This is a genomic window from Angustibacter luteus (assembly GCF_039541115.1).
Classification (GTDB): domain Bacteria; phylum Actinomycetota; class Actinomycetes; order Actinomycetales; family Angustibacteraceae; genus Angustibacter; species Angustibacter luteus.
The window spans coordinates 989,605-1,013,080 of record NZ_BAABFP010000002.1 but is presented as its reverse complement, the minus strand read 5'-3'; the positions used below and the strand labels follow the sequence as shown (position 1 = coordinate 1,013,080).

Below are 23,476 nucleotides of genomic sequence, written 5' to 3'. Positions count from 1 at the left end.
CCCCGCTGCCCTTGCGACGATAGGCCGCCCGCGCGACGTCCGGTAGACGGACGAATCAGGCGCGGATGCCCGCCAGCACGATGTCGACCACGCGGCGGTGCTGCTCGTCCTCGAGAGCGCCCATCATCGAGCAGCCGGCGACCAGCCGGATGACGTCCGCGGGGACGATGTCGGCGCGCACCACTCCGCCCGCCTTGCCGTACTCCAGCACGCGCTCCGCCGTGCCGTTGATGACCGAACGCGAGTAGGTGAGCAGCTCGCTGTCGCGGCCGATCGCCTCGACGAGCTCGGCGAACAGGGCGCGCTTGGTGGACGCGTACGCCAGCAGCGCCTCGACCCAGAGCTCGACGGCGGTCCAGGGCTCGACGTCCGCGACCAGCTGCTCGGTCTGCACCCGCAGCCCGTCGACGTCCTCGCGGTAGACGGCCTCGAGCAGGTCCAGGCGGTTGGGGAAGCGGCGGTACAGCGTGCCGATGCCCACGCCGGCCCGGCGGGCGATCTCCTCCAGGGAGGCCGAAGCGCCCTGCTCGCGCAGCGTCGTCCGGGCGGCGTCGACGATCAGGTCGTAGTTGCGTCGCGCGTCCGCACGCAGGGGGCGCTGCGGGCCGCCGCCCTGGGGGGTCGACTCGGCCGTCGACTCGGCCGTCGGCACCGTCGCCGGCTCCGCGCTCACGTTCACACCTCTTGCCTCGGGAACAGACAGCTCAGCAATGGACTTGCTAAGTGGAGGGACCCTCCGTATTGTTCAACCGGAGGGTGCATCCACTTCTTCCGTCATCGTACTACCTACGGAGCACACCAGTGACCGTGCAGACCCAGAACCCACCCGCCGCCCCAGCGACTGGCGGGGCATCGTCCTCGCCGCGTGGGCGGATCCACGCTTCCCCCGCCGTCATCCTCGGCACGGTGCTCGTCACCCAGCTGATGGTCGTGCTCGACGCGAGCATCGTCACCGTCGCGCTGCCGGACATGGCGCGCTCGCTCGACCTGTCCCAGACCGGCCTGTCCTGGGTGATGAACGCCTACACCCTGGCCTTCGGCGGCCTGCTCCTGCTCGGCGCCCGAGCCGGAGACCTGCTCGGCCGACGCCGGGTCTTCCTCGGCGGCATGGCGCTCTTCGTGCTGGCCTCCCTGATCGGCGGGCTCGCGCCGTCCGGCGCCTGGCTCATCGCCTCCCGCGCCGTGCAGGGTGTCGGCGCCGCCTTCGCCGCACCGACCGTGCTGGCCATGATCACCATCAGCGTCCCCGAGGGGCGCGCCCGCACCCGCGCCATGGGGCTGTTCACCGCGGTCTCGATCGGCGGCGTCGCCCTCGGCCTGCTGGCCGGCGGGATGCTCACCGACTGGGTGTCCTGGCGGTGGGTGATGTTCGTCAACGTCCCGATCGGGATCGGCGTGCTCGTCGCCGCCTGGCTGGTGCTGCCGGAGACCCAGCGGCACACCGGACGGGTGGACGTGGCAGGCGCCATCACCTCCACGCTGGGCATGACCGCCCTCGTCTACGGCTTCGTGCGCGCGGCCGACGCCGGCTGGTCGGACGTCGTCAGCGTGGCCTCGTTCGTGGCCGCGGCGGTGCTGCTGGTCGGCTTCGTGTTCATCGAGCGACGCGCGGAGGCCCCGGTCGTCCCGCTGGCCCTCTTCCGCGACCGGATGCGGGTGGGGTCCTACCTGGGCCGCATGCTGCTGGTGGCCGGGATGATGGGCATGTTCTTCTTCATGACCCAGCTGCTGCAGACCGAGGTCGGCTACTCGCCGCTGCAGGCGGGCCTGGCGTTCCTGCCGACCACCGTCGGGGTGCTGCTCGCCTCGCAGCTGTCCGCCCGTCGCCTGGTCGAGGCCATCGGACCGCGCTCGACCATGGTCCTCGGCTCGCTGGTCTCGGCGTCCGCGGTGTTCTGGTTGAGCCACACCTCGTCCGACCCGGCGTACTGGACCATCGGGGTGCCGCTGTTCCTCATGGGGCTCGGCAACGGCACGGTGTTCGTGCCGATCACCGTGGCCGCCCTGCGGGGCGTCGAGCCCCGGCACGCCGGTGCAGCGGCCGGGCTGGTCAACGTCTCGCAGCAGATCGGCGCGACCCTCGGCCTCGCGGTGCTCGTCACCGTGTTCAGTGCGGCCTCGCGGCACGCGGTCGCCGCCGGACCGGCCGGCCGGGACGCCGTCGAGCAGGCTCGGCACGTGTTCGTGACCGGGGCGGACTCGGCCCTGCTGGCCGCGTCCGTGCTGATCGTGCTCGTGGCCGTCGTGGTGGCGGTGACGAACCGGGCGCCGCGCTCGCCGGCTGCGGTCGCCGTCCCGGTGCTCGCCGACTGACCCCCGGCCACTTCCCCGATCGTGGCAACGGCGCATCCCCCGCGATGCGTCGTTGCCACGATCTGTGGTTACGACGAGCGGGTGGAGGCTCGCGCGACCAGCTCGGGCTTGAACGTGGTGTGCCGGGGGTTCGCCTGGTCCGGGTCGGCGATCACCTCGAGCAGGATCCGGGCCGCCGCCGCGCCCATCTCGTGAGCCGGCTGCCGGACCGATGACAACGGGATCGCCGCGGACGCCGCGAAGTCGATGTCGTCGTAGCCGATGATCGCCACGTCGTCCGGCACGCGGACGCCGGCCATGGTCAGAGCCTGCAGGACGCCGAGCGCGACGAGATCGTTGGCGGCGAAGACGGCGTCCGGACGACGGCGCCGGGGTAGCGCCAGGAACTCCTCTGCCGCAAGGCGTCCGGCCGTCGCGTCCATGGTCGCGCTGGCCATGACGACCAGCTCGCCGGAGCCGAACCGGGCGACCGCGTCCTGCGCGGCCTTCAGGCGGGTCTTGACCTGGGTGATGCCCAGCGGGCCACCGATGAAGGCGATCCGCCGCCGGCCGACGTCCAGCAGGTGCTCGGCGGCCAGGCGCCCGCCGAGCCGGTCGTCCACCGACACCGAGGCGAAGTCGCGGGTGCGGCTGAGCCGGTCCACCAGGACGACGGCGGTGCCGCGGTCGCGCAACCGACGCAGCCGCTCGACGACGTTCCCCGCTGGCGTGATCAGCAGCCCGCTGATCCGCTGCTCCTCGAACAGGGTCAGGTAGGTGAGCTCGCGGGCCGCTGACTGCGCGCTGTTGCCGAGGATCAGTGGACGGTCGGCGGGCCCGAGCTCGTCCTCGACGCCGTGCGCGACGTCGGTGAAGAACGGGTTCGCGACGTCCAGGACGACCAGGCCGACCGACCGGTTGGTACCGGCCCGCAGCTGACGGGCGGCGTCGTTGCGGACGAAGCCGAGCTCGTCGATCGCCGACTGGATGCGGGAGAGCGTCTCGGGCGTGACCTTCGCCGGGTGGTTCAGGGCGTTGGACACGGTGCCGGGCGAGACGCCGGCGAGCGCGGCGACGTCACGCACTCGGGCGATCGGCATGCGCGGACGTTAACACGATTCAATCCCGATGGTTGACGGTCCGGATCGGGTCGGCATAGAGTTCCGGCGCAGGACGCGTTGAATCGATTTAACGAATCGATTCAACGACCACGGCAGCACTTCCGACGACGGCGTCGAGAGGACGGACGATCGATGACGGTGAGCCAGACACCGCCTGCCCTGCAGCTCGACCAGGTGCGCAAGTCGTTCGGTCCCGTCGTCGCGCTGCGCTCCGGCAGCCTCACCGTGCGGTCCGGATCGATCCACGCGCTCGTTGGCGAGAACGGGGCCGGCAAGTCGACGCTGGTCAAGATCGTGGCCGGGGTGTACCAGCGCGACGGTGGTGACCTGCGGCTGCACGGCACCAGCGTCGACTTCTCGTCCACCGCCGAGTCCAAGGCGGCCGGGGTCGCGGTCATCTACCAGGAGCCGGTGCTGTTCCCGGACCTGTCGGTAACGGAGAACATCTTCATGGGCCGCCAGCCGCACCGGTCGCTGCGGCGGATCGACCGCACGGCGATGCACGACGAGGCGACGGCGCTGTTCGCGCGGCTCGGCGTGCACCTGGACCCGCGTCGGCCGGCGCTCGGCCTGTCCATCGCCGACCAGCAGATCATCGAGATCGCGAAGGCGATCTCGCTCGACGCGAGCGTCCTGGTGATGGACGAACCGACCGCCGCGCTGAGCGGGGTCGAGGTCGAGCGGCTGTTCCAGGTGGCGCGCAGCCTGCGTGACGAGGGACGTGCCCTCGTGTTCATCTCGCACCGCTTCGACGAGGTGTTCGCGCTGTGCGACACCGTCACGGTGATGCGGGACGGCGAGTACGTGTCCACCGACGCGACCGCGGACACCACGGTCGACGCGATCGTCGCCCGGATGGTCGGCCGCGAGGTCGGCAACCTCTTCCCGAAGACCCCGGCCACCATCGGCGACGTCGTCCTTGAGGTCGAGGGCCTGGAGTCCGCCGGGGTGTTCCACGACATCGGCTTCACGGTCCGAGCCGGGGAGATCGTGGCGCTGGCCGGGCTGGTCGGCGCCGGTCGCAGCGAGATCGCCCGAGCCGTGTTCGGGGTCGACCGGTACGACCGCGGCACCGTGCGGCTGAACGGCAAGCGCGTCCCCGGGCACAGCCCGCGGGCGGCGGTCCGGGCCGGCATGGCGCTGGTGCCGGAGGACCGTCGTCAGCAGGGGCTGGTCACGGAGGCCTCGGTGGCGCACAACGTCGCCAGCGTCATCCGCCGCCGGATCGCCGCGGCGGGACTGCTCACGACCGGGATGGAGACCGCGGCCGCGCAGACCTGGGCGGCCCGACTGGAGGTCAAGACCAACGCGCTGGACATGCGCGGCGCGACGATGAGCGGCGGCAACCAGCAGAAGGTCGTCATTGCCAAGTGGCTGGCGACCGAGCCGGTGCTGCTGGTCATCGACGAGCCGACCCGCGGTATCGACGTCGGCACCAAGGCCGAGGTGCACCGGCTCCTGTCCGAGCTGGCCGGCCAGGGCCTGGCCATCCTGATGATCTCGTCCGAGCTGCCCGAGGTCCTCGGGATGGCGGACCGGGTCCTGGTCGTGTGCGAGGGCCGGATCACCGCGGACATCCCCAGCGCCGAGGCGACCGCGGAGTCCGTGATGCTCGCCGCCACCCGCGGGTTGGAGCGTCCGGCATGAGCGAGTCCACGCTCGTCGCCCCCAGCCGCGTCTCGCCCGCCCGCCGGGCCCTGACCACGGTCCTCACCTCGCGCGAGCTGGCGATCGCCCTCGTGCTCGTCGTCCTCATCGCCGCGGCCACGGCCAAGACGGACAGCTTCCTGTTCAGCCAGAACAGCTGGCGCGACCTGCTGCTGACGCCGGCGATCCTGGTGCTGCTGGCCGTCGGCGAGGCGGTCGTCATCATCACCCGCAACGTCGACCTGTCGGTCGGGTCCGTCCTGGCCCTGACGGCCTACCTCACCGGTCGCCTGTTCGTCGACCACCCGCAGATCGGCATCGTCCCGGTGTTCCTGGCCGGCCTCGCGATGGGTGCGGTGCTCGGTCTGGTGAACGGGCTGCTGGTGTCGTTCGGCAAGGTGCCGGCGCTGGTCATCACGCTGGGCACGCTGTACATCTACCGCGGCATCGTGCTGACCTGGGCGGGCAGCAACCGGATCAACGCCTCCGACATGCCCGACGACTTCCTCGCGCTGGGAACCAAGACGGTGCTGTCGGTGCCGGTGCTGACCATCATCGCGGTCGTCGTCCTCGCCGCCGTCGGGTACTACCTGCACACCGCCCGCGGCGGCCGGGAGATGTACGCGATCGGCTCGGACCCCGACGCCGCGGTGCTGTACGGGCTGAGCGTCCGCAAGCGGGTCACGGCCGCGTTCGTCCTCAGCGGCGCCCTGGCCGGTCTCGCCGGCGTGGTCTACGCGGCCCGCTACGGGACGATCAGCTCGGGCGCCGGGTTGGGGCTCGAGCTCCAGGCCGTCGGCGCCGTCGTGATCGGCGGCGTCGCCATCTTCGGCGGCAGCGGCACGGTCTGGGGCGCGGCGATCGGTGCGGTGCTGCTCGTCACCATCAACCGGGCGCTGCCGATCCTGGGGATCCCCGACTTCTGGCAGCAGGCCGTCGTCGGCGCGCTGATCATCGGCGCGATCGTGCTCGACCGGGCGTTGGCGCACCGACGATCGCGCCGGCTCGTCGAAGCGAGGGACGCCTGATGGCCCGGACCTACGCCGCCCACGCCAAGCCGGCCTGGCAGCGACTGCTGCTCACCCGCGAGGTCGCCGTCATCGCGCTGCTGGTGGTCGTCGTCCTCTACGCCCGCGCCCGGGTGCCCAACTTCAGCGGGCCGCTCACGCTTCCGTACCTGCTGCTGGACGCCGCGCCGGTCCTGCTCATCGCGCTGCCGATGACCCTGGTCATCATCACCGGTGAGATCGACCTGTCCGTGGCCAGCGTCGTGGGGCTGAGCAGCGTCATGGTTGGTCTGCTGCACCAGCACGGCATGTCGATCCCGCTGGCGGCCGTGGTGGCCGTGGTCGTCGGGGTGGTCTGCGGGGCGTTCAACGGGTTCCTCGTCGCCTACGTCGGCCTGCCGTCGCTGGCCGTCACGATCGGCACGCTCGCGCTCTACCGTGGCATCGCCGTCGGCCTGCTGGGCACCAAGGCGGTGACCGACTTCCCGGACCGCTGGACCAGCCTGGCCACGGACCGCATCGGTGACACCCAGCTTCCCCTCGTGGTCATCCCGATCGTCGTCCTCGCCGTCGGTTTCGCGGTGCTGCTGCACTTCTCGACGTTCGGTCGAGGCATCTTCGACATCGGGCTGAACCGCGAGACCGCGCACTTCTCCGGCGTGGACGTGGCGCGCACGAAGCTGCTGCTGTTCGTGATGTCGGGCGCGGTCGCGGCCTTCGCCGGCATCTTCTACACGCTGCGCTACGGCAGCTCGCGCGGTGACAACGCCACCGGGCTCGAGCTGCAGGTGGTGGCCGCGGTGCTGCTCGGCGGGGTGTCGATCTTCGGCGGCCGCGGCGCGCTGCACGGCGTGGTCGCGGGTGTCCTGCTGATCGGGGTCATCTCCAGCGCCCTGCGCCTGCAGGACGTGACGGTCAACGTCATCAACATCATCATCGGGCTCCTGCTCATCGCCTCGGTGATGTCCACCAGCGTCCTGGGCTGGGTCGCGACCCTGCGTCCCCCGGGATCCAGCACGAAGGGTCAGCTGGGTTCCTCCAGCGCGCCTGAACGCGTCGACGCCACATCGAGGAAGGAAGAACGATGAAGTTCACCCACAAGCGGGCGGGCGCACTCGGGGCGCTCGTCGTCACGGCCGCCCTGGTGCTCGCGGGCTGCGGCAGCTCGGACGACTCCAGCTCCAGCGGTTCGACCACCAAGGCCAGCGGGCCGATCAGCGTGACCTTCCTGCCCAAGAACCTGGGCAACCCCTACTTCGACACCAGTGACAAGGGCGGCAACGCCGCTGTCACCGAGTTCGGTGGCAAGTACTCCCAGGTCGGCCCGGACACTGGCACCCCCGACGCCCAGGTGCCCTTCATCAACACCGCGGCCCAGCAGGGAGTCAAGGCCCTCGTGGTCTCGGCGAACGACCCCAAGGCCATCTGCGACGCGCTGAACGAGGCGCGCAAGGCGGGGACGAAGGTCGTCACCTTCGACTCGGACACCGACCCGTCCTGCCGCGACCTGTTCATCAACCAGGCCACCGCGGAGGGCATCGCGAAGGTCCAGGTCGACATGATCGCCAAGGACGTCAACGACGCCGGCGAGGTCGCCATCCTGTCGGCCAGCGCCAACGCGACGAACCAGAACTCCTGGATCGACCTGATGAAGAAGGACCTGGCGGCGAACCACCCGAACATCAAGCTGGTCGACACGGTGTACGGCAACGACGACGACCAGACCTCGTTCGACAAGACCGCGGCGCTGCTGCAGTCGCACCCGCAGCTCAAGGGCATCATCTCGCCGACCACCGTCGGCATCGCGGCGGCGGCTCGCTACATCAGCACCTCGGACTACAAGGGCAAGGTCGCGGTGACCGGGCTCGGCACGCCGAACCAGATGCGCAAGTACGTCGAGGACGGCACCGTCACGCAGTTCGCACTGTGGAACCCGGAGGACCTGGGTTACCTGGCCGCCTGGGGCGCGAAGGCGCTGGTCGACGGCACCATCACCGGCAAGACGGGTGACAAGTTCACCGCGGGCAAGCTCGGCGAGTTCACCGTCGGCGACGGGGCGTCCGTCCTGCTCGGCGACCCGTTCGTGTTCAACAAGGCCAACATCGGCCAGTTCAACTTCTGACCGTCTCGGTCCGGCCGGTGGCAGCGCGCCACCGGCCGGACCGGACCACCTGCCGTGAGGGGGGAACCCGTGCAGCGCGTCTGCTTCCAGCTCCAGGTCCGCGCCGACCGCCTGGCGGAGTACCGCCAGCGGCACCAGGCGGTCTGGCCGGACATGCTCCGGGCGCTGGCCGAGACGGGCTGGCACAACTACTCGCTCTTCCTGCGAGACGACGGCCTGCTGATCGGCTACTTCGAGACACCGTCCCTGGAGCTGGCCCAGCAGCGGATGGCGCGGACCGAGGTCAACACCCGGTGGCAGGACGAGATGGCGCCGTTCTTCGAGGGCCTGGACGGCACGACGCCGGACCAGGGCTTCGACCGGCTGACGGAGATCTTCCACCTCGAGGACCAGCTCGCCCAAGGCACCGACGACGCAGAAGTGGTGTGACATGACGACGTTCGACGCGATCAGCGACCGGCTGGCCGAGCAGGTCATCGAGGTGCCGTCCTGGGCCTACGGCAACTCCGGCACCCGGTTCAAGGTGTTCGGCTCGGCCGGGACCCCGCGCACGGTGCAGGAGAAGATCGCCGACGCCGCGAAGGTGCACGAGTTCACCGGGTTGGCCCCCAAGGTCGCCCTGCACATCCCGTGGGACCAGGTCGAGGACTTCGCGGCGCTGCAGTCCTTCGCGGTCGAGCACGGCGTGCGGCTGGGCACCGTCAACAGCAACACGTTCCAGGACGACGACTTCAAGCTCGGTAGCCTGGCCAACCCCGACCCCGCGGTGCGGCGCAAGGCGATCGAGCACAACCTGATGTGCATCGACATCATGAACGAGATCGGTTCCACCGACCTGAAGATCTGGCTGGCCGACGGCACCAACTACCCGGGCCAGGACGACATCGCGGCCCGGCAGGAACGGCTGGCCGAGGGGCTGGCCGAGATCTACGCCGCGCTCGGGGACGACCATCGGCTGGTCCTGGAGTACAAGTTCTTCGAGCCGGCGTTCTACCACACGGACGTGCCGGACTGGGGCACGTCCTACGCGCACTGCGTCGCGTTGGGGGACAAGGCAACCGTCTGCCTGGACACCGGCCACCACGCGCCCGGCACGAACATCGAGTTCATCGTGGCCCAGCTGCTGCGGCTCGGGAAGCTGGGAGCGTTCGACTTCAACAGCCGGTTCTACGCGGACGACGACCTGATCGTGGGGGCCGCGGACCCGTTCCAGCTGTTCCGGATCCTGTACGAGGTGGTCCGTGGTGGCGGGTACGGGGCGGACAGCGGCGTCGCGTTCATGCTCGACCAGTGCCACAACATCGAGAAGAAGATCCCCGGCCAGATCCGCTCGGTGCTCAACGTGCAGGAGATGACCGCGCGGGCGCTGCTGGTCGACGCCGACGAGCTGGCCGCCGCCCAACGGTCCGGGGACGTGCTGGCCGCGAACGACGTGCTGATGGACGCCTTCTACACCGACGTCCGGGCCGACCTCGCGGACTGGCGGTCCAGCCGGGGGCTGCCGGCCGAGCCGATGAAGGCGTTCCTCGCCAGCGGGTACCAGGAGCAGATCGAGGCCGACCGGGTCGGCGGGAACCAGGCAGGGTGGAACTGACGTGAACGTATCGACAGGGACGGCGCAGGAGCTGATCGCTCGCTCGAACCGGTTGGGGGCGGACCCCAAGAACACCAACTACGCCGGCGGCAACACCTCGGCCAAGGGTCGCCTGACCGACCCGGTGACCGGCGAGGACGTCGACCTGTTGTGGGTCAAGGGGTCCGGGGGCGATCTCGGCACCCTGACGGAGGCCGGGCTGGCCGTGCTGCGACTGGATCGGCTGCAGGCCCTGGTCGGCGTCTACCCCGGTGTCGACCGTGAGGACGAGATGGTCGCGGCTTTCGACTACTGCCTGCACGGCAAGGGCGGCGCCGCGCCGTCCATCGACACCGCGATGCACGCCCTGGTGGACGCGCCGCACGTCGACCACCTGCACCCGGACTCCGGGATCGCGATCGCCACGGCGGCGGACGGCGAGGAGCTGACCCGAGCCGTCTACGGCGACCAGGTCGTCTGGGTGCCCTGGCGTCGCCCGGGCTTCCAGCTGGGACTGGACATCGCCGCGATCCAGGCGGCCAACCCGCAGGCGGTCGGCTGCGTGCTGGGCGGTCACGGGATCACCGCCTGGGGTGACACCAGCGAAGAGGCCGAACGTCACTCGCTCTGGATGATCGACACGGCGGCCGAGTACATCGCCGAGAACTCCGCGCCCGAGCCGTTCGGGTCGGTGCTCGACGGCTTCGAGCAGCTCGGAGCCGCCGCGCGCCGGGCGAAGGCCGCCGCCCTGGCGGCCACGGTGCGCTCGATCGCCTCCCAGGACCGGCCCCAGGTGGGGCACTTCACCGACAGCGACGAGGTCCTGGACTTCCTCTCCCGCAGCGAGCACGCGCGACTGGCTGCGCTGGGCACCAGCTGCCCCGACCACTTCCTGCGCACGAAGGTCAAGCCGCTGCTGCTGGACCTGCCGGGGACGGCGTCCGTCGAGCAGTCGATCGCCCGTCTGCGCGAGCTGCACACCGCCTACCGGGCGGACTACCAGGCGTACTACGAGCGGCACGCCGACGAGAGCTCGCCGGCCATCCGTGGTGCGGACCCGCTGATCGTGCTGGTGCCCGGCGTCGGCATGTTCAGCTTCGGCAAGGACAAGCAGACCGCCCGGGTGGCAGGGGAGTTCTACGTCAACGCCATCAACGTGATGCGTGGCGCCGAGGGGCTGTCGACGTACGCGCCCATCGACGAGTCCGAGAAGTTCCGGATCGAGTACTGGGCGCTGGAGGAGGCCAAGCTCGCCCGGATGCCCAAGCCGAAGGCGCTGGCCTCGCGGATCGCGCTGGTGACGGGGGCGGCGTCCGGCATCGGCAAGGCCATCGCGCACCGGCTCGCAGCCGAGGGAGCGGTCGTGGCCATCGCCGACCTCGACCTGGCCAAGGCGCAGGCGGCCGCGGCCGAGATCGGCGGCCCGGACGTCGCGATCGGGGTCCAGGCGGACGTCAGCGAAGAGGCAGCTGTGCAGGCGGCGGTCGACGCCACCCTGCTGGCCTTCGGTGGCCTCGACCTGGTGGTGAACAACGCCGGGTTGTCGCTGTCCCGGTCGCTGCTGGAGACGACGGCCGCGGACTGGGACCTTCAGCACGCCGTGATGGCGAAGGGCTCCTTCCTCGTCGCGCGGGCCGCGGCGAAGGTGTTGATCGAGCAGGGGCTGGGCGGCGACATCGTGTACATCTCGTCCAAGAACTCGGTCTTCGCCGGCCCGAGCAACATCGCCTACTCGGCGGTGAAGGCCGACCAGGCGCACCAGGTCCGGCTGCTGGCCGCCGAGCTCGGCGAGTACGGGGTGCGGGTCAACGGGATCAACCCGGACGGCGTGGTGCAGGGCTCGGGCATCTTCGCCGGTGGCTGGGGGGCCAACCGGGCGGCGGTCTACGGCGTGGCGGAGGAGGACCTCGGCGCCTTCTACGCCCAGCGCACGTTGCTCAAGCGCGAGGTGCTGCCCGAGCACGTCGCGAACGCCGTGTTCGCCCTCGTCGGCCCGGACCTGACCCACACGACCGGCCTGCACGTGCCCGTCGACGCGGGCGTCGCCGCGGCCTTCCTGCGCTAGCGCCGTGGCCGTGACCTCCGTGTCGTCGCTCGCGGCGATCGACCTCGGTGCCTCGAGCGGCCGGGTGGTGCTCGCTCGGGTAGGGCCGGACGAGCTGGATCTCGAAGCGGTGGCCCGGTTCCCGAACGACCCGGTGACCCTGCCCTCGGGCCTGCACTGGAACCCGCTCGAGCTGTACCGCAACGTCCTGCTCGGCCTGCGGGCCGCGGCGGCAGCGTCCCCGGACGGTCTGCACGGTGCCGCCGTCGACTCCTGGGCGGTGGACTACGCCCTGCTGCGCGGCGGCCGGATGCTCGGCGTGCCGTTCCACTACCGCGATGCTCGCACGCAGGTCGGTGTCGACCGGGTGCACGCACGGGTCTCCCCCGAGGAGCTGTACCAGCGCAACGGCCTGCAGTTCCTGCCGTTCAACACGCTCTACCAGCTCGCAGCCGACCCGCTGACGGACGTCGCGGACGGTCTGCTGCTCATCCCCGACCTGATCACCGCCTGGCTGACCGGCCGGTCGACCACCGAGCGGACGAACGCCTCGACCACCGGGCTGCTCGACGTCGCGACCGGCCGCTGGGACGAGGACCTGATCGGTCGGCTCGCCCTGCCGCGGCGCCTCTTCGGCGAGCTGGTCGACGCCGGGGACACGGTCGGACCGCTGCTGCCCGGCGTGGCCGCCCAGGTCGGGTCCGACGTCCCGGTCCATGCGGTCGGCTCGCACGACACCGCGTCGGCGGTCGTCGGGGTGCCGATGGAGTCCGCTGACGCGGCGTACATCTCTTGCGGCACCTGGGGTCTGGTCGGGGTCGAGCTCGAGCACGCGGTGCTGACCGAGGCCGGCCGGGCGGCCCGCTTCACCAACGAGCGCGGCGTCGACGGCCGGGTCCGCTACCTGACGAACGTGATGGGTCTGTGGCTGCTCAACGAGTCGGTGCGCGAGTGGGAGCGGGCCGGTGAGCGGGTGGATCTGCCGGCGCTGCTGCGTCAGGCGGACCAGGTCAGCGCCTCGGTGGTCGTGTTCGACGTCCAGGACGAGCGGTTCCTGGCTCCCGGCGACGTGCCGGCGCGGATCGTGGACTGGTACGTCGAGCGCGGGCACCGTCCACCCGAGTCGCGGCCCGAGCTCGTGCGCTGCATCGTGGAGAGCCTGGCGCAGGCCTTCGCCGACGCGGTCGAGCAGGCGCAACGCCTTTCCGGTCAGCAGGTCCGGGTCGTGCACGTGGTCGGAGGTGGGTCGGTGAACCGCAGCCTCTGCCAGTCGACCGCCGATCGCACCGGGCGGCCGGTGCTCGCCGGACCGGTCGAGGCCACCGCGATCGGTAACGTGCTGGTGCAGGCCAGGGCAGTGGGCGCCCTGGCCGGTGACCTGGACATGCTGCGCGCCCTGGTCCGCCAGACCCAGCCGACCACCCGGTACCTCCCAGGGAAGGGGTCCACGACGTGAAGCGTCGCGTACCGAAGCCGCACGACCTCGCTCCGCTGATGCGGTTCAAGCCGCCCACGCTGGACGCGACCACGCGCCGGCTGGAGCGCTGCCACACGATCGCCGACCTGCGGGCGGTTGCCAAGCGCCGCACCCCGCGGGCGGCGTTCGACTACACGGACGGCTCGGCGGACGGCGAGGTGACGCTGGCCCGGGCCCGGCAGGCCTTCGCGGACATCACGTTCCACCCCGCGATCCTGCGCGACGTCTCGAAGGTGGATCCGTCGGTGCAGGTACTGGGCCGCACGTCGGCGCTGCCGTTCGGCATCGCGCCCACCGGTTTCACCCGGATGATGCAGACCGAGGGCGAGATCGCCGGCGCGACCGCGGCGGAGGCGGCCGGGATCCCGTACGCGTTGTCCACCATGGGAACCACGTCGATCGAGGACGTCGCCGTCGCCGCCCCGCACGGCCGCAACTGGTTCCAGCTGTACATGTGGAAGGACCGGGACCGCTCCATGGCGCTGGTCGAGCGGGCTGCCGCGGCGGGCTTCGACACGCTGCTGGTCACCGTCGACGTCCCGGTGGCCGGGAACCGCCTGCGCGACGTCCGCAACGGGATGACCATCCCGCCCACCCTGACCCCGCGCACGGTCGTCAACGCGATCCCGCGCCCCGCCTGGTGGGTCAACTTCCTGACCACCGAACCGCTCTCGTTCGCCTCGCTGGACCGCTGGTCGGGCACCGTCGCCGAGCTGCTCACCACGATGTTCGACCCGACGGTCACCTACCAGGACCTGGCGTGGATCAAGTCCCAGTGGCCCGGCAAGGTCGTGGTCAAGGGCGTGCAGACCGTGGACGACGCCCGGCGCTGCGCGGACGTCGGCGTCGACGCGGTGCTGCTGTCCAACCACGGTGGCCGTCAGCTCGACCGCGCGCCGGTCCCCTTCCACCTGCTGCCGGACGTCGTCCGCGAGGTCGGCAAGGACGTCGAGGTGCACCTGGACACCGGGATCACCAGCGGCCAGGACATCGTCGCCGCGCTGGCCTGCGGGGCGACCTTCACGCTGATCGGGCGGGCCTACCTGTACGGGCTGATGGCCGGCGGGCGCGCCGGCGTCGACCGGGCCATCACGATCCTGAGCAGCGAGATCGTGCGCACCATGGGGCTGCTCGGCGTGCAGTCGGTCGAGGAGCTCACCCCGGCCCACGTGTCGCGCTGGCAGCGCGGCTGAAGGCCGTCCCGGGAATGGTGGCCCGCTCCATATAGTTGAGTGAGCAACAACTAAGGAGCGCCACATGCAGTTCGGGATCTTCACCGTCGGCGACGTCACGCCGGACCCCACGACGGGTCGCACGCCCACGGAGGCGGAGCGGATCCAGGCGATGGTGACCATCGCGAGGAAGGCCGAGGAGGTCGGGCTCGACGTCTTCGCCACCGGTGAGCACCACAACCCGCCGTTCGTGCCGTCGTCCCCGACGACGATGCTCGGCTTCCTGGCCGCGCAGACCGAGCGGATCGTCCTGTCGACGTCCACGACGCTGATCACCACCAACGACCCGGTGAAGATCGCCGAGGACTACGCGATGCTGCAGCACCTGGCCGGCGGCCGGGTCGACCTGATGATGGGCCGCGGCAACACCGGCCCCGTCTACCCGTGGTTCGGCAAGGACATCCGGGACGGCCTGAACCTGGCCGTCGAGAACTACGCCCTGCTGCGCCGGCTGTGGCGCGAGGACGTCGTCGACTGGCAGGGCTCGTACCGGACGCCGCTGCAGGGCTTCACCTCGACACCCCGGCCGCTGGACGGCGTGCCGCCGTTCGTCTGGCACGGCTCCATCCGGAGCCCCGAGATCGCCGAGCAGGCCGCCTACTACGGCGACGGCTTCTTCCACAACAACATCTTCTGGCCGCTGGAGCACACCCAGCAGATGGTCGCGCTCTACCGCCGCCGCTTCGAGCACTACGGCCACGGCCAGGCGGACCAGGCCATCGTCGGCCTCGGCGGCCAGGTCTTCATGCGCGCCAACAGCCAGGACGCCAAGCGCGAGTTCCGGCCCTACTTCGACAACGCCCCGGTCTACGGCCACGGCCCGTCGATGGAGGACTTCACCGCGCAGACGCCGCTGACCGTCGGCAGCCCGCAGGAGGTCATCGACCGCTACGCCGGCATGCGCGACGTGGTCGGCGACTACCAGCGCCAGCTCTTCCTCATGGACCACGCGGGCCTGCCGCTCAAGACCGTCCTCGAGCAGCTGGACATCCTCGGCGAGGAGGTCGTGCCCGTGCTGCGCCGGGAGCTCGCGATCGGCCGCCCGTCGCACGTGCCGGACGCGCCGACCCACGCCTCGCTGCTCGCCGCTGCGCAGACCGAGTCCGCTGAGCAGGCCGAGGCGGTGGCCGTATGAGCCGCCGCTCCCTGGTCGTCGTGAGCGCCGGACTCAGCCAGCCGTCGTCCACCCGACTGCTGGCCGACCGGCTCTCCCAGGCGACCGTCACGGCGCTCGCGGCGCACGGCCAGGACGTCGACGTCCGGGTCGTCGAGCTGCGTGAGCTCGCGCACGACCTGGCCAACCACCTGCTGACCGGCTTCCCGCCGCCCGCGCTGCGCGAGGCGGTGGACGCCGTCGCCGCCGCGGACGCGGTCGTCGCCGTGACCCCGATCTTCAACGCCTCCTACAGCGGGCTGTTCAAGACGTTCTTCGACGTGCTGGACGAGGGCTCGCTGGGTGGCACGCCGGTCCTGCTGGCCGCCACCGGCGGCACCGCGCGGCACTCGCTGGCACTGGACTTCGCCCTGCGGCCGCTGTTCGCCTACCTGCGCGCGGACGTCGTGCCGACCGCGGTGTTCGCGGCCACGGAGGACTGGGGCGGGGGGAGCCTGCCGTCCAGCCTGTCCGCCCGGGTCGAGCGGGCCGGCGGTGAGCTGGCGGCCGCCGTCACGGGCCGCCCGCGGGTCGAGCGGGTCGACCCTTTCGACGACCCGACCCCGTTCGAGCAGCTCCTGGCCGGCCACTGACCCACTTCCGCCACTCACGCCGGTTTCCGCCACTCAGGCCGGTTTTCCGCGCGTGATTCCGGCCTCAGAGGCGGAAAGCGGGCTGGGTGGCGGAGCCGATTTCTCCCCCCGGCTCAGCACCGTGTACGCTCGTCGCGCTGCCCCAATAGCTCAGTCGGTAGAGCGTCTCCATGGTAAGGAGAAGGTCTACGGTTCGATTCCGTATTGGGGCTCTGGTGGGTCCCCGCCGCCCGATCCGGGCGGCGGGGCCCGCATTGGCGGGGTAGCTCAGGTGGTTAGAGCACACGACTCATAATCGTGGTGTCGCGGGTTCGAGTCCCGCCCTCGCTACCAGGCCGTTTGGAGAGCAGACCACTCCTCACGTACCCTTGTGCAGTTGTCTTAGTCCGAAGACCTTCGAAAGTGAGTAGTCCCGTGGCCAGCAAGTCCACCGACGTCCGCCCCAAGATCACTCTGGCGTGCACGGAGTGCAAGGAGCGCAACTACATCACCAAGAAGAACCGGCGCAACGACCCCGACCGGCTCGAGCTCAAGAAGTACTGCCGCCGCGAGAAGCGCCACACGGTGCACCGCGAGACCCGCTGACCACGGTCCACGCACACGACGTCGATGGCGGCCGTCCCCACCAGGGGGCGGCCGCTTCGTCGTGTCCGGGCCTGCCGGTAGCGTGAGCGCCATGGTGAACCCAGCCGTCGCGGGGCGGCAGTACCCGCCCACGCCCCCCTACGAGGTCGGCCGCGAGAAGATCCGCGAGTTCGCCGAGGCGACCGGCGCGCACCCGGCGAGCACGGACGCCGACGCCGCCCGCGCGCTCGGCTACCCCGACGTCATCGCCCCGACCACGTTCGCCGTGATCGTCGCCCAGCGCTGCGACGCCCAGCTGGTCCGCGACCCCGAGGCCGGCATCGACTTCAGCCGCGTCGTGCACGGCGAGCAGACCTTCACCCACCACCGGCCCATCGTGGCCGGTGACCGGCTGGTGGCCGTGCTGCACGTCGACAGCGTGCGCTCGGCCGGCGGCCACTCCATGGTGACCACCCGCAGCGAGATCTCCACCGAGTCCGGCGAGGCGGTCTGCACGGCCGTCTCCACGATCGTCGTCCGCGGAGGCGAGTGATGACCCAGACCACCGCGCCCACGTTCGACGGCCTCGCGGTCGGCGACGAGCTGCCCGAGCACACGTTCACGCTGACCCGCGCCGACCTGGTCCGGTACGCCGGCGCCAGCGGCGACTTCAACCCGATCCACTGGAACGAGCGGTTCGCCCGCGAGGTCGGCCTGCCCGGCGTCATCGCGCACGGCATGCTCACCATGGCCACGGCCGTGCGCCTGGTCGTGGACTGGGTCGGCGACCCCGGTGCCGTCGTCCAGTACGGCGTGCGGTTCACCAAGCCCGTCCCGGTGGACGACGTCGAGGGCGCGCAGGTCACGGTCGCCGGGAAGGTGGCGGTCCTGGACGACGAGGCGCGGACCGCCCGGATCGACCTGACCGCCACCACGCCCGGACCGGACGGCGCGGCGCTCACCGTCCTGGGGCGCGCGCGAGCCGTCGTCCGACTCGCATGACCCCGGCGCCCGGGGCGGCCCGCGCCCGGGTCGCCGTCACGAGCGTCTTCCTGCTCAACGGCCTGATCATGGCCACCTGGATCTCGCGCATCCCGGCGATCCGCGACAGCCTCGGCCTGTCCTCCTCGAGCCTGGGCCTGATCCTGCTCGCGATGTCCGGCGGGGCCGTGCTGGCCCTGCCGCTGACCGGCGCGGTCGTCGTCCGGATCGGCGCGGCCGGGACGGTGCGGGTCGCCTCCGTCGTCTGCGCGACCGGGCTACTCCTCGTCGGCCTGGCCGACTCGGTGGCCGTCCTGGCGCCCGGACTGTTCCTGGTGGGCTTCGGGTCCGGCTCCTGGGACGTCGCGATGAACGTCGAGGGCGCCGAGGTCGAGCGGCGGCTGGGCCGGGCGATCATGCCGCACTTCCACGCGGCGTTCAGCATCGGCACGGTCGTCGGAGCGCTGCTCGGCGCCTGGGCCAACGCGATCGACCTGTCCACCGCCGCGCACCTCGCGGCCGTCGCGGTGGTGGCCGCGGTGCTGACCCAGGTGGCGTGCGGGTCGTTCCTGCCCGAGGCCGAGGTGGTCGAGGCGCTCACCCACGACCGGCCGAAGGAGCGCCGGCACCCGATGCAGGCGTGGCTCGAGCCGCGCACGCTCGCGATCGGGCTGCTGGTGCTGGCGTTCGCGTTCACCGAGGGCTCGGCGAACGACTGGCTCGCGCTGGCCTTCCGGGACGGCTACGACGTCTCGAACGCGCACGCGGTGCTCGGCTTCGCGGTCTTCGTCAGCTCCATGACGGTGGGGCGCCTGCTCGGCACCCGGATGCTCGACCGCTTCGGGCGGGTGCCGGTGCTGCGGGTCACCGCGGCACTGGCGGCGGCCGGGCTGCTCATGGTGATCATCGGCGGGTCGGTGCCGGTGGCGGTGGTGGGGACGGTGCTCTGGGGTCTGGGGGCCTCGCTGGGCTTCCCGGTCGGCATGAGCGCCGCCGCGGACGACCCCGAGCACGCCGCGGCCCGGGTCAGTGTGGTGGCCTCGATCGGGTACACGGCGTTCCTGGCCGGCCCACCACTGATCGGCTTCCTGGCCGACCACGTCGGCGTGCTGAGGGCGCTGTACGTCGTGCTCGGTGCGCTGGTGCTGGGCCTGCTGGTGGTCGCCGCGGCCCGTGAGCCGATCCAGGAGCGGACGCCGTGAGGCTGGCCGAGCTCACCACGCTGCGGGTGGGCGGGGAGCCGGAGCGGCTGGTCACGGCGTCCACGACCGACGAGCTGGTGGACGCCGTCCGCGAGGTCGACGACGCCGACGAGTCGCTGCTGCTGCTGGCCGGCGGCTCGAACCTGCTGGTCAGCGACGAGCCGGTGCCCGGCACCGTCGTCCGGGTCGCGTCGTCCGGGGTCGTGGTGGAGTCGGCCGACGGCTGCGGCGGGGTGAACGTGCGGGTCGCCGCGGGGGAGCCCTGGGACGACCTGGTGGCCCGCGCCGCCGACGAGGGCTGGGTGGGCATCGAGGCGCTGTCCGGCATCCCCGGCTCGGTCGGCGCCACGCCGGTGCAGAACGTCGGCGCGTACGGCCAGGAGGTCTCCCAGACGATCGCCCAGGTGCGGGTGTGGGACCGGTTCGGCCAGCAGGTGGTCACCGTGGCCAACGCGGACTGCCGGTTCACCTACCGGCACAGCGCGTTCAAGGGCACCGACCGCTTCGTGGTGCTGGACGTGCTGTTCCAGCTGCGGCTGGGTGACCTGTCCGCACCGATCGGCTACCGCGACCTGGCCCAGGGCCTCGGCGTCGAGGTGGGTGGCCGGGTCCCGCTCGCCGACGCCCGGCAGGCCGTGCTCGAGCAGCGCCGCCGCCGGGGCATGGTGCTGGACGCCGAGGACCACGACACCTGGAGCGCGGGGTCGTTCTTCACCAACCCGATCCTGTCCGCGACGGACTTCGAGCGGCTGCGCGAGCGGGTGCGCGAGCGCCTCGGGCCGGACGTCGAGCCGCCGGCCTGGCCGGAGGACGCCGGCACCAAGACGAGTGCCGCGTGGCTGATCGAGCGGGCCGGCTTCGGCAAGGGCTTCGGGTTGCCGGGACGGGTCGCGCTCTCGACCAAGCACACGCTCGCGGTGACGAACCGTGGCGGTGCCTCGGCGGCCGAGCTGGTGGCGCTGGCCCGGGTGGTGCGGGACGGCGTGCAGGACGAGTTTGCCGTGACGCTGGTCAACGAGCCGGTGCTGGTCGGGCTCAGTCTCTGAGCAGGCTGCGCACGCCGGCGTCATAGCGGTCCAGGACGATCTCGACCAGCCGCGGGTCCGGCGGGCCCGCGGCGGACAGCAGCGCGGCGGTGAGGACGTCCGCGCCGACGTCGCCGAGCCGGCGGTGGAAGTGGCCGGGGGCGAGCAGGTAGGCGGCCACGACGACCCGACGTCCGGGGTGCTCGCGCCGGGCCGTCTCGACAGCCTCGGTCACCGACGGCTTGGCGGCGGCGGCGTACCCGACCGTGACCGGACCGGAGTGCAGGGCGGCCAGCGCCGCGGCCACCCGCTCGACGTCGCGCACCGCTGCCGGGTCGCTGGACCCCGCGGCGGCCAGCACGAGGGCGTCCTCGTCCCCGGTGCCCGCGGCGAGCAGCCGGTCGTGCAGCAGTGCGGTCAACCGGTCGTCCGGGCCCAGCGCGGGCGTCGCGGTGGCCGCCCGGCCGTGCACGGCCCGCCCGATGTCCACCGCCACGTGGTAGCCGGCGGACAGCAGCAGCGGGACGACGACGACCGACGAACCCGCGTCGGTGACCTCGTGGACGACGTGGGCGACCGTGGGCTCCTGGACGTCGACGAAGGCGGCCCGCACGACCGTCCCGGGCCGTGCCGCCTGCACCGCGGCGACGAGCGTCCCGACGGCGCGACGGCCGTCAGCGCCGCGCGTGCCGTGCGCGCAGGCGACCAGCACCGGGTTGCTCACGGGCCCATTGTGACGGGCGAAGTCCTCAAGGCTGCTGCGCGGGTGGCCGATCCAGCAGGTAGCGAACCCCGACGATACGGAACTGCCATGGACCTCAGCATCTACGTCACAGAGCTCACCGCCGGCCTCATCGGCGCGACCGCCTTCGCGGCGGCCGTGCGCCAGACCGGCCAGACCTCGGACGCCGTGCGCGTCCTCGTGCCGATCGCCCGGCACAACGCGGCCGCCGCCGAGGCGCTGGCGCGGCTCGCTCCGGGCCAGCACCGCTGACCGACTGTCGGTGCCGGGTGGTCTGCTGTCGGGCATGACGCAGATCGCCCTGTTCCACTCCGTCCTCGGTGTGCGCCCGGGCGTGCTGGACGCCGCCGAGCGGCTGCGAGCCGACGGCCACGAGGTGCTCGTCCCCGACCTCTACGAGGGTCGGGTCTTCGACGAGTACGAGCCGGCCATGCAGTACGCCGAGCACGAGCTCGGCCCCTTCGAGGTCATGCGTCGCGGGCTGGCCGCCGTCGCCGACCTGCCTGACGGCTTCGTGACGGCGGGCTTCTCCGCCGGCGGGGGTTCGGCCGTGCTGGTCGCCACCCGGCGGCCGGTGGCCGGCGTCCTGCTCTTCGCCGGCGCCTTCCTGGTCGAGTGGTTGGGGGACGACGTGCGCTGGCCGGCGGGGGTGCCCGCCCAGCTGCACTCGACGGTGGGCGACCCGTTCCGCGAGCAGGGTGAGATCGACGGCACGGTCGCGCAGGTCCAGGCGGCCAGCGGCCGGATCGACGTGTTCGAGTACGCGGGCGACGGCCACCTGTTCACCGATCCGTCGCTGCCGAAGGAGTACGACGCCGTCGCCACCGAGCTGCTCTGGCAGCGCTCGCTCGCCTTCCTGCGGGGACTGGAGGTCTGACTCAGCCGGCGGCGTGCCAGTGCGCCACCAGGTCGGCGACGGACTGGAAGCGCTGGTCCGGATCCCGGTGGGTGGCTCGTGCGATCACCTCGAGCTCGGCCCCGCTTCCCCGCCAGGCCGACTCGGTGTCGCCGGCGTCCAGCAGCAGCCGAGCGACCCGACCGAGCCGGAAGACCGTCGTCCGACGGTCCACGACCTGACCGACACCGACTTCCTCGGGCGCGTAGAACCGGGTCGATCCCGGGAGCTGCGTGTCCGGGACGAACGGCCCCCGGCGGTACTCGTCGACGTCAATGATCCGCACCGCGTCGGCCGCCCAGTCGTACAGGAAGCAGCCGTCGTACAGGTCGACCGCGACCAGGCCGGCCTCGTCCACGGGCACGTGGGCCTCGAGGATGGTGCTGATCGCCCGTCGCACGGCTGGCAGCGGGAGCCCGCGGAAGCGCGCCAGCGGACTGCCCGGGTCGTCTCGCCGGGCCGACGTCGCGCGGCCGTCCGGTCCGACGGTCGCGTGGTAGAGCACGTCGCCGTCGACCCACGGGTAGACCAGGGCGATGCCGTCGCCGTCGGGCTCCACCCGGACCGGGGCCACCAGTGCCGGGTGCTGGACCGCGCCGTGCACCTCGACCGCCCGGCGCAGCGACCGGTCGGCGGCCGGTGTCGTCGCCGTCTTCACGAAGTACCGCTCGGAGCCGCGACGCACCCCGTAGGAGACGCAGCCGGAGTCCTGCTGGTCGAAGACCCGGAACACCTCGCCGATCCCGGTCACGACGGCCGGGGCGGTCACGTCGGGTCGCTCGCCAGCCAGGCGTCGACGTCCCCGAGGAGCCCGCGCTTGACGTCGTCCGGCGCTCGCGAGCCGCGGATGGAGGACGCCGCCAGCGCCGCCAGCGCGGCGTCGTCCAGGCCGTGCACCTCGCGGGCGATCCGGTACTGGTCGGTGAGCCGGGTGCCGAAGAGCAGCGGGTCGTCGGCGCCGAGGGCGACCCGGGCGCCGGCGTCCAGCAGGGTCCGCAGCGGCACCGCCTCGGCCTCGGGGTAGACGCCGAGCGCGACGTTCGAGCCGGGGCACGTCTCCAGGGTGATCTCGCGCTGCACGATCTGCTCGAGCACGCGTGGGTCCTCGACGCTGCGGACGCCGTGGCCGATCCGGTCCGGCGCGAGCGCGTCGAGGGTCACCTGCACGTGGTCCGGGCCGAGCAGCTCACCGCTGTGCGGCACGCTGGCGAGGCCAGCGTTGCGGGCGATCCGGAAGGCCCCCGCGAAGTCCTCGGTGCGGCCGCGGCGTTCGTCGTTGCTGAGCCCGAAGCCGACCACCTCGCCGGGCCCGTCGCCGACGTACTGGACGGCCAGCCGGGCCAGGGTGCGGGCGTCCAGCGGGTGCCGGATCCGGCTGGCCGCGACGACGACCGCGATGCCGACACCGGTCCGCGCGCTCGCCACCTTCACGGCGTCCAGGACGAGCTCGAGGGTCGGGGTCAGCCCACCCAGGTGCACGGCGTACGAGGTCGGGTCGACCTGGATCTCCAGCCAGCGCGAGCCGTCCCGGGCGTCGTCCTGGGCCGCCTCCAGCACCAGCCGGCGGACGTCGTCCTCGGTCCGCACGCACGAGCGCGCGATGTCGTAGAGCCGCTGGAAGCGGAACCAGCCCTTCTCGTCCGTCGCGTGCAGCTCCGGCGGCTGGCCGCTGGTCAGCGCGTCGGGCAGGTGGATGCCGTGCTGGTGCGCCAGGTCGATCACCGTCGCCGGCCGCATCGAGCCCGTGAAGTGCAGGTGCAGGTGCGCCTTCGGCAGGGCGGCCAGGTCGCGCTGTGCTGCCACGGT

24 protein-coding genes and 2 tRNA genes are annotated in these 23,476 nt (G+C 71.9%); 21 read left to right on the top strand and 5 right to left on the bottom strand.

What is annotated here, in order from left to right; all coding sequences use genetic code 11:
- Positions 1 to 55: 55 nt before the first annotated feature.
- A complete protein-coding gene (locus ABEB17_RS04915; protein ID WP_345715472.1) occupies positions 56 to 673 on the bottom strand; it encodes a TetR/AcrR family transcriptional regulator in 618 nt (205 codons plus the stop codon).
- Positions 674 to 906: 233 nt separating this feature from the next.
- On the opposite strand from ABEB17_RS04915, the gene ABEB17_RS04910 reads away from it, so the two are divergent.
- Positions 907 to 2,313 (top strand): MFS transporter, encoded by a 1,407-nt coding sequence (locus tag ABEB17_RS04910; RefSeq protein ID WP_345715471.1) that lies wholly within the window; start codon positions 907 to 909, stop codon positions 2,311 to 2,313.
- A 68-nt stretch (positions 2,314 to 2,381) separates the two neighbouring features.
- On the opposite strand, the gene ABEB17_RS04905 is transcribed toward ABEB17_RS04910, so the two are convergent.
- Positions 2,382 to 3,392, bottom strand: a complete 1,011-nt coding sequence (locus ABEB17_RS04905) for a LacI family DNA-binding transcriptional regulator (RefSeq protein WP_345715470.1) — start codon at positions 3,390 to 3,392, stop codon at positions 2,382 to 2,384.
- Between the two features lie 153 nt (positions 3,393 to 3,545).
- On the opposite strand from ABEB17_RS04905, the gene ABEB17_RS04900 reads away from it, so the two are divergent.
- From ABEB17_RS04900 to ABEB17_RS04815, 18 genes are all read left to right on the top strand, one after another.
- Positions 3,546 to 5,060 carry a sugar ABC transporter ATP-binding protein gene (locus ABEB17_RS04900; RefSeq protein WP_378227045.1) on the top strand — a complete coding sequence of 505 codons (1,515 nt, stop codon included), beginning with the start codon at positions 3,546 to 3,548 and terminating at the stop codon, positions 5,058 to 5,060.
- Positions 5,057 to 6,088 carry an ABC transporter permease gene (locus ABEB17_RS04895; protein ID WP_345715467.1) on the top strand — a complete coding sequence of 344 codons (1,032 nt, stop codon included), beginning with the start codon at positions 5,057 to 5,059 and terminating at the stop codon, positions 6,086 to 6,088. The genes ABEB17_RS04900 and ABEB17_RS04895 overlap by 4 nt, the downstream gene beginning before the upstream one ends.
- Positions 6,088 to 7,155: an ABC transporter permease gene (locus ABEB17_RS04890; protein WP_345715465.1), complete on the top strand. Its 1,068-nt coding sequence runs from the start codon at positions 6,088 to 6,090 to the stop codon at positions 7,153 to 7,155. The genes ABEB17_RS04895 and ABEB17_RS04890 overlap by 1 nt, the downstream gene beginning before the upstream one ends.
- Positions 7,152 to 8,189, top strand: a complete 1,038-nt coding sequence (rhaS, locus tag ABEB17_RS04885; RefSeq protein ID WP_345715464.1) for a rhamnose ABC transporter substrate-binding protein — start codon at positions 7,152 to 7,154, stop codon at positions 8,187 to 8,189. Before ABEB17_RS04890 ends, rhaS begins: the two co-directional genes overlap by 4 nt.
- 69 nt (positions 8,190 to 8,258) lie before the next feature.
- Entirely contained in the window at positions 8,259 to 8,618 is a 360-nt protein-coding gene (locus tag ABEB17_RS04880) for an L-rhamnose mutarotase (RefSeq protein WP_345715463.1), read from the top strand.
- A gap of 1 nt (position 8,619) precedes the next feature.
- Positions 8,620 to 9,783 carry an L-rhamnose isomerase gene (gene rhaI, locus ABEB17_RS04875; protein ID WP_345715461.1) on the top strand — a complete coding sequence of 388 codons (1,164 nt, stop codon included), beginning with the start codon at positions 8,620 to 8,622 and terminating at the stop codon, positions 9,781 to 9,783.
- Between the two features lies 1 nt (position 9,784).
- Positions 9,785 to 11,827, top strand: a complete 2,043-nt coding sequence (locus ABEB17_RS04870) for a bifunctional aldolase/short-chain dehydrogenase (RefSeq protein ID WP_345715460.1) — start codon at positions 9,785 to 9,787, stop codon at positions 11,825 to 11,827.
- 4 nt (positions 11,828 to 11,831) lie between these two features.
- Complete coding sequence (locus ABEB17_RS04865; protein ID WP_345715459.1) at positions 11,832 to 13,262, top strand: rhamnulokinase; 1,431 nt, start codon at positions 11,832 to 11,834, stop codon at positions 13,260 to 13,262.
- Entirely contained in the window at positions 13,259 to 14,476 is a 1,218-nt protein-coding gene (locus ABEB17_RS04860; protein WP_345715458.1) for an alpha-hydroxy acid oxidase, read from the top strand. Before ABEB17_RS04865 ends, ABEB17_RS04860 begins: the two co-directional genes overlap by 4 nt.
- A 64-nt stretch (positions 14,477 to 14,540) precedes the next feature.
- Positions 14,541 to 15,650, top strand: a complete 1,110-nt coding sequence (locus ABEB17_RS04855) for an LLM class flavin-dependent oxidoreductase (protein ID WP_345715457.1) — start codon at positions 14,541 to 14,543, stop codon at positions 15,648 to 15,650.
- Entirely contained in the window at positions 15,647 to 16,261 is a 615-nt protein-coding gene (locus ABEB17_RS04850) for an FMN reductase (RefSeq protein ID WP_345715456.1), read from the top strand. The genes ABEB17_RS04855 and ABEB17_RS04850 overlap by 4 nt, the downstream gene beginning before the upstream one ends.
- Positions 16,262 to 16,400: 139 nt before the next feature.
- Positions 16,401 to 16,473 (top strand) — tRNA-Thr (locus ABEB17_RS04845).
- A gap of 44 nt (positions 16,474 to 16,517) precedes the next feature.
- Positions 16,518 to 16,594: transfer RNA gene (locus tag ABEB17_RS04840), tRNA-Met, on the top strand.
- An 81-nt stretch (positions 16,595 to 16,675) separates the two neighbouring features.
- Positions 16,676 to 16,846 (top strand): 50S ribosomal protein L33, encoded by a 171-nt coding sequence (gene rpmG, locus ABEB17_RS04835; protein WP_345715455.1) that lies wholly within the window; start codon positions 16,676 to 16,678, stop codon positions 16,844 to 16,846.
- A 91-nt stretch (positions 16,847 to 16,937) separates the two neighbouring features.
- Positions 16,938 to 17,378 (top strand): FAS1-like dehydratase domain-containing protein, encoded by a 441-nt coding sequence (locus ABEB17_RS04830; RefSeq protein ID WP_345715454.1) that lies wholly within the window; start codon positions 16,938 to 16,940, stop codon positions 17,376 to 17,378.
- Positions 17,378 to 17,827, top strand: coding sequence for a MaoC/PaaZ C-terminal domain-containing protein (locus ABEB17_RS04825; protein ID WP_345715453.1), 450 nt, complete (start codon positions 17,378 to 17,380; stop codon positions 17,825 to 17,827). The genes ABEB17_RS04830 and ABEB17_RS04825 overlap by 1 nt, the downstream gene beginning before the upstream one ends.
- The gene (locus ABEB17_RS04820; RefSeq protein WP_345715452.1) at positions 17,824 to 19,008 is read left to right on the top strand and encodes an MFS transporter; all 1,185 of its coding nucleotides are present in this window, start codon (positions 17,824 to 17,826) and stop codon (positions 19,006 to 19,008) included. The genes ABEB17_RS04825 and ABEB17_RS04820 overlap by 4 nt, the downstream gene beginning before the upstream one ends.
- Positions 19,005 to 20,054: a UDP-N-acetylmuramate dehydrogenase gene (locus tag ABEB17_RS04815; protein WP_345715451.1), complete on the top strand. Its 1,050-nt coding sequence runs from the start codon at positions 19,005 to 19,007 to the stop codon at positions 20,052 to 20,054. Before ABEB17_RS04820 ends, ABEB17_RS04815 begins: the two co-directional genes overlap by 4 nt.
- Here ABEB17_RS04815 and ABEB17_RS04810 read toward each other — a convergent pair.
- Positions 20,044 to 20,757 (bottom strand): sirohydrochlorin chelatase, encoded by a 714-nt coding sequence (locus tag ABEB17_RS04810; protein WP_345715450.1) that lies wholly within the window; start codon positions 20,755 to 20,757, stop codon positions 20,044 to 20,046. The two genes, ABEB17_RS04815 and ABEB17_RS04810, sit on opposite strands and share 11 nt — an antisense overlap.
- Positions 20,758 to 20,844: 87 nt before the next feature.
- Here ABEB17_RS04810 and ABEB17_RS04805 point away from each other — a divergent pair, with 87 nt between their 5' ends.
- On the top strand, positions 20,845 to 21,027 hold the full coding sequence (locus tag ABEB17_RS04805; protein ID WP_345715449.1) for a hypothetical protein: 183 nt from the start codon (positions 20,845 to 20,847) through the stop codon (positions 21,025 to 21,027).
- A 34-nt stretch (positions 21,028 to 21,061) separates the two neighbouring features.
- Entirely contained in the window at positions 21,062 to 21,652 is a 591-nt protein-coding gene (locus tag ABEB17_RS04800; RefSeq protein ID WP_345715448.1) for a dienelactone hydrolase family protein, read from the top strand.
- A 1-nt stretch (position 21,653) separates the two neighbouring features.
- Here the strand turns inward: ABEB17_RS04800 and ABEB17_RS04795 are convergent, their stop codons facing one another.
- Positions 21,654 to 22,439 (bottom strand): protein kinase family protein, encoded by a 786-nt coding sequence (locus ABEB17_RS04795; RefSeq protein WP_345715447.1) that lies wholly within the window; start codon positions 22,437 to 22,439, stop codon positions 21,654 to 21,656.
- Positions 22,436 to 23,473, bottom strand: coding sequence for an adenosine deaminase (locus tag ABEB17_RS04790; protein WP_345715446.1), 1,038 nt, complete (start codon positions 23,471 to 23,473; stop codon positions 22,436 to 22,438). Before ABEB17_RS04790 ends, ABEB17_RS04795 begins: the two co-directional genes overlap by 4 nt.
- Positions 23,474 to 23,476 lie beyond the last annotated feature (3 nt).

Coding starts and splice junctions, on each gene's coding strand:
- ABEB17_RS04830 (WP_345715454.1), top strand. CDS start 16,938: ATGGTGAACCCAGCCGTCGCGGGGCGGCAGTACCCGCCCACGCCCCCC.
- ABEB17_RS04820 (WP_345715452.1), top strand. CDS start 17,824: ATGACCCCGGCGCCCGGGGCGGCCCGCGCCCGGGTCGCCGTCACGAGC.
- ABEB17_RS04825 (WP_345715453.1), top strand. CDS start 17,378: ATGACCCAGACCACCGCGCCCACGTTCGACGGCCTCGCGGTCGGCGAC.
- ABEB17_RS04895 (WP_345715467.1), top strand. CDS start 5,057: ATGAGCGAGTCCACGCTCGTCGCCCCCAGCCGCGTCTCGCCCGCCCGC.
- ABEB17_RS04855 (WP_345715457.1), top strand. CDS start 14,541: ATGCAGTTCGGGATCTTCACCGTCGGCGACGTCACGCCGGACCCCACG.
- ABEB17_RS04805 (WP_345715449.1), top strand. CDS start 20,845: ATGGACCTCAGCATCTACGTCACAGAGCTCACCGCCGGCCTCATCGGC.
- ABEB17_RS04890 (WP_345715465.1), top strand. CDS start 6,088: ATGGCCCGGACCTACGCCGCCCACGCCAAGCCGGCCTGGCAGCGACTG.
- ABEB17_RS04900 (WP_378227045.1), top strand. CDS start 3,546: ATGACGGTGAGCCAGACACCGCCTGCCCTGCAGCTCGACCAGGTGCGC.
- rhaI (WP_345715461.1), top strand. CDS start 8,620: ATGACGACGTTCGACGCGATCAGCGACCGGCTGGCCGAGCAGGTCATC.
- ABEB17_RS04800 (WP_345715448.1), top strand. CDS start 21,062: ATGACGCAGATCGCCCTGTTCCACTCCGTCCTCGGTGTGCGCCCGGGC.
- ABEB17_RS04850 (WP_345715456.1), top strand. CDS start 15,647: ATGAGCCGCCGCTCCCTGGTCGTCGTGAGCGCCGGACTCAGCCAGCCG.
- rhaS (WP_345715464.1), top strand. CDS start 7,152: ATGAAGTTCACCCACAAGCGGGCGGGCGCACTCGGGGCGCTCGTCGTC.
- ABEB17_RS04905 (WP_345715470.1), bottom strand. CDS start 3,392: ATGCCGATCGCCCGAGTGCGTGACGTCGCCGCGCTCGCCGGCGTCTCG.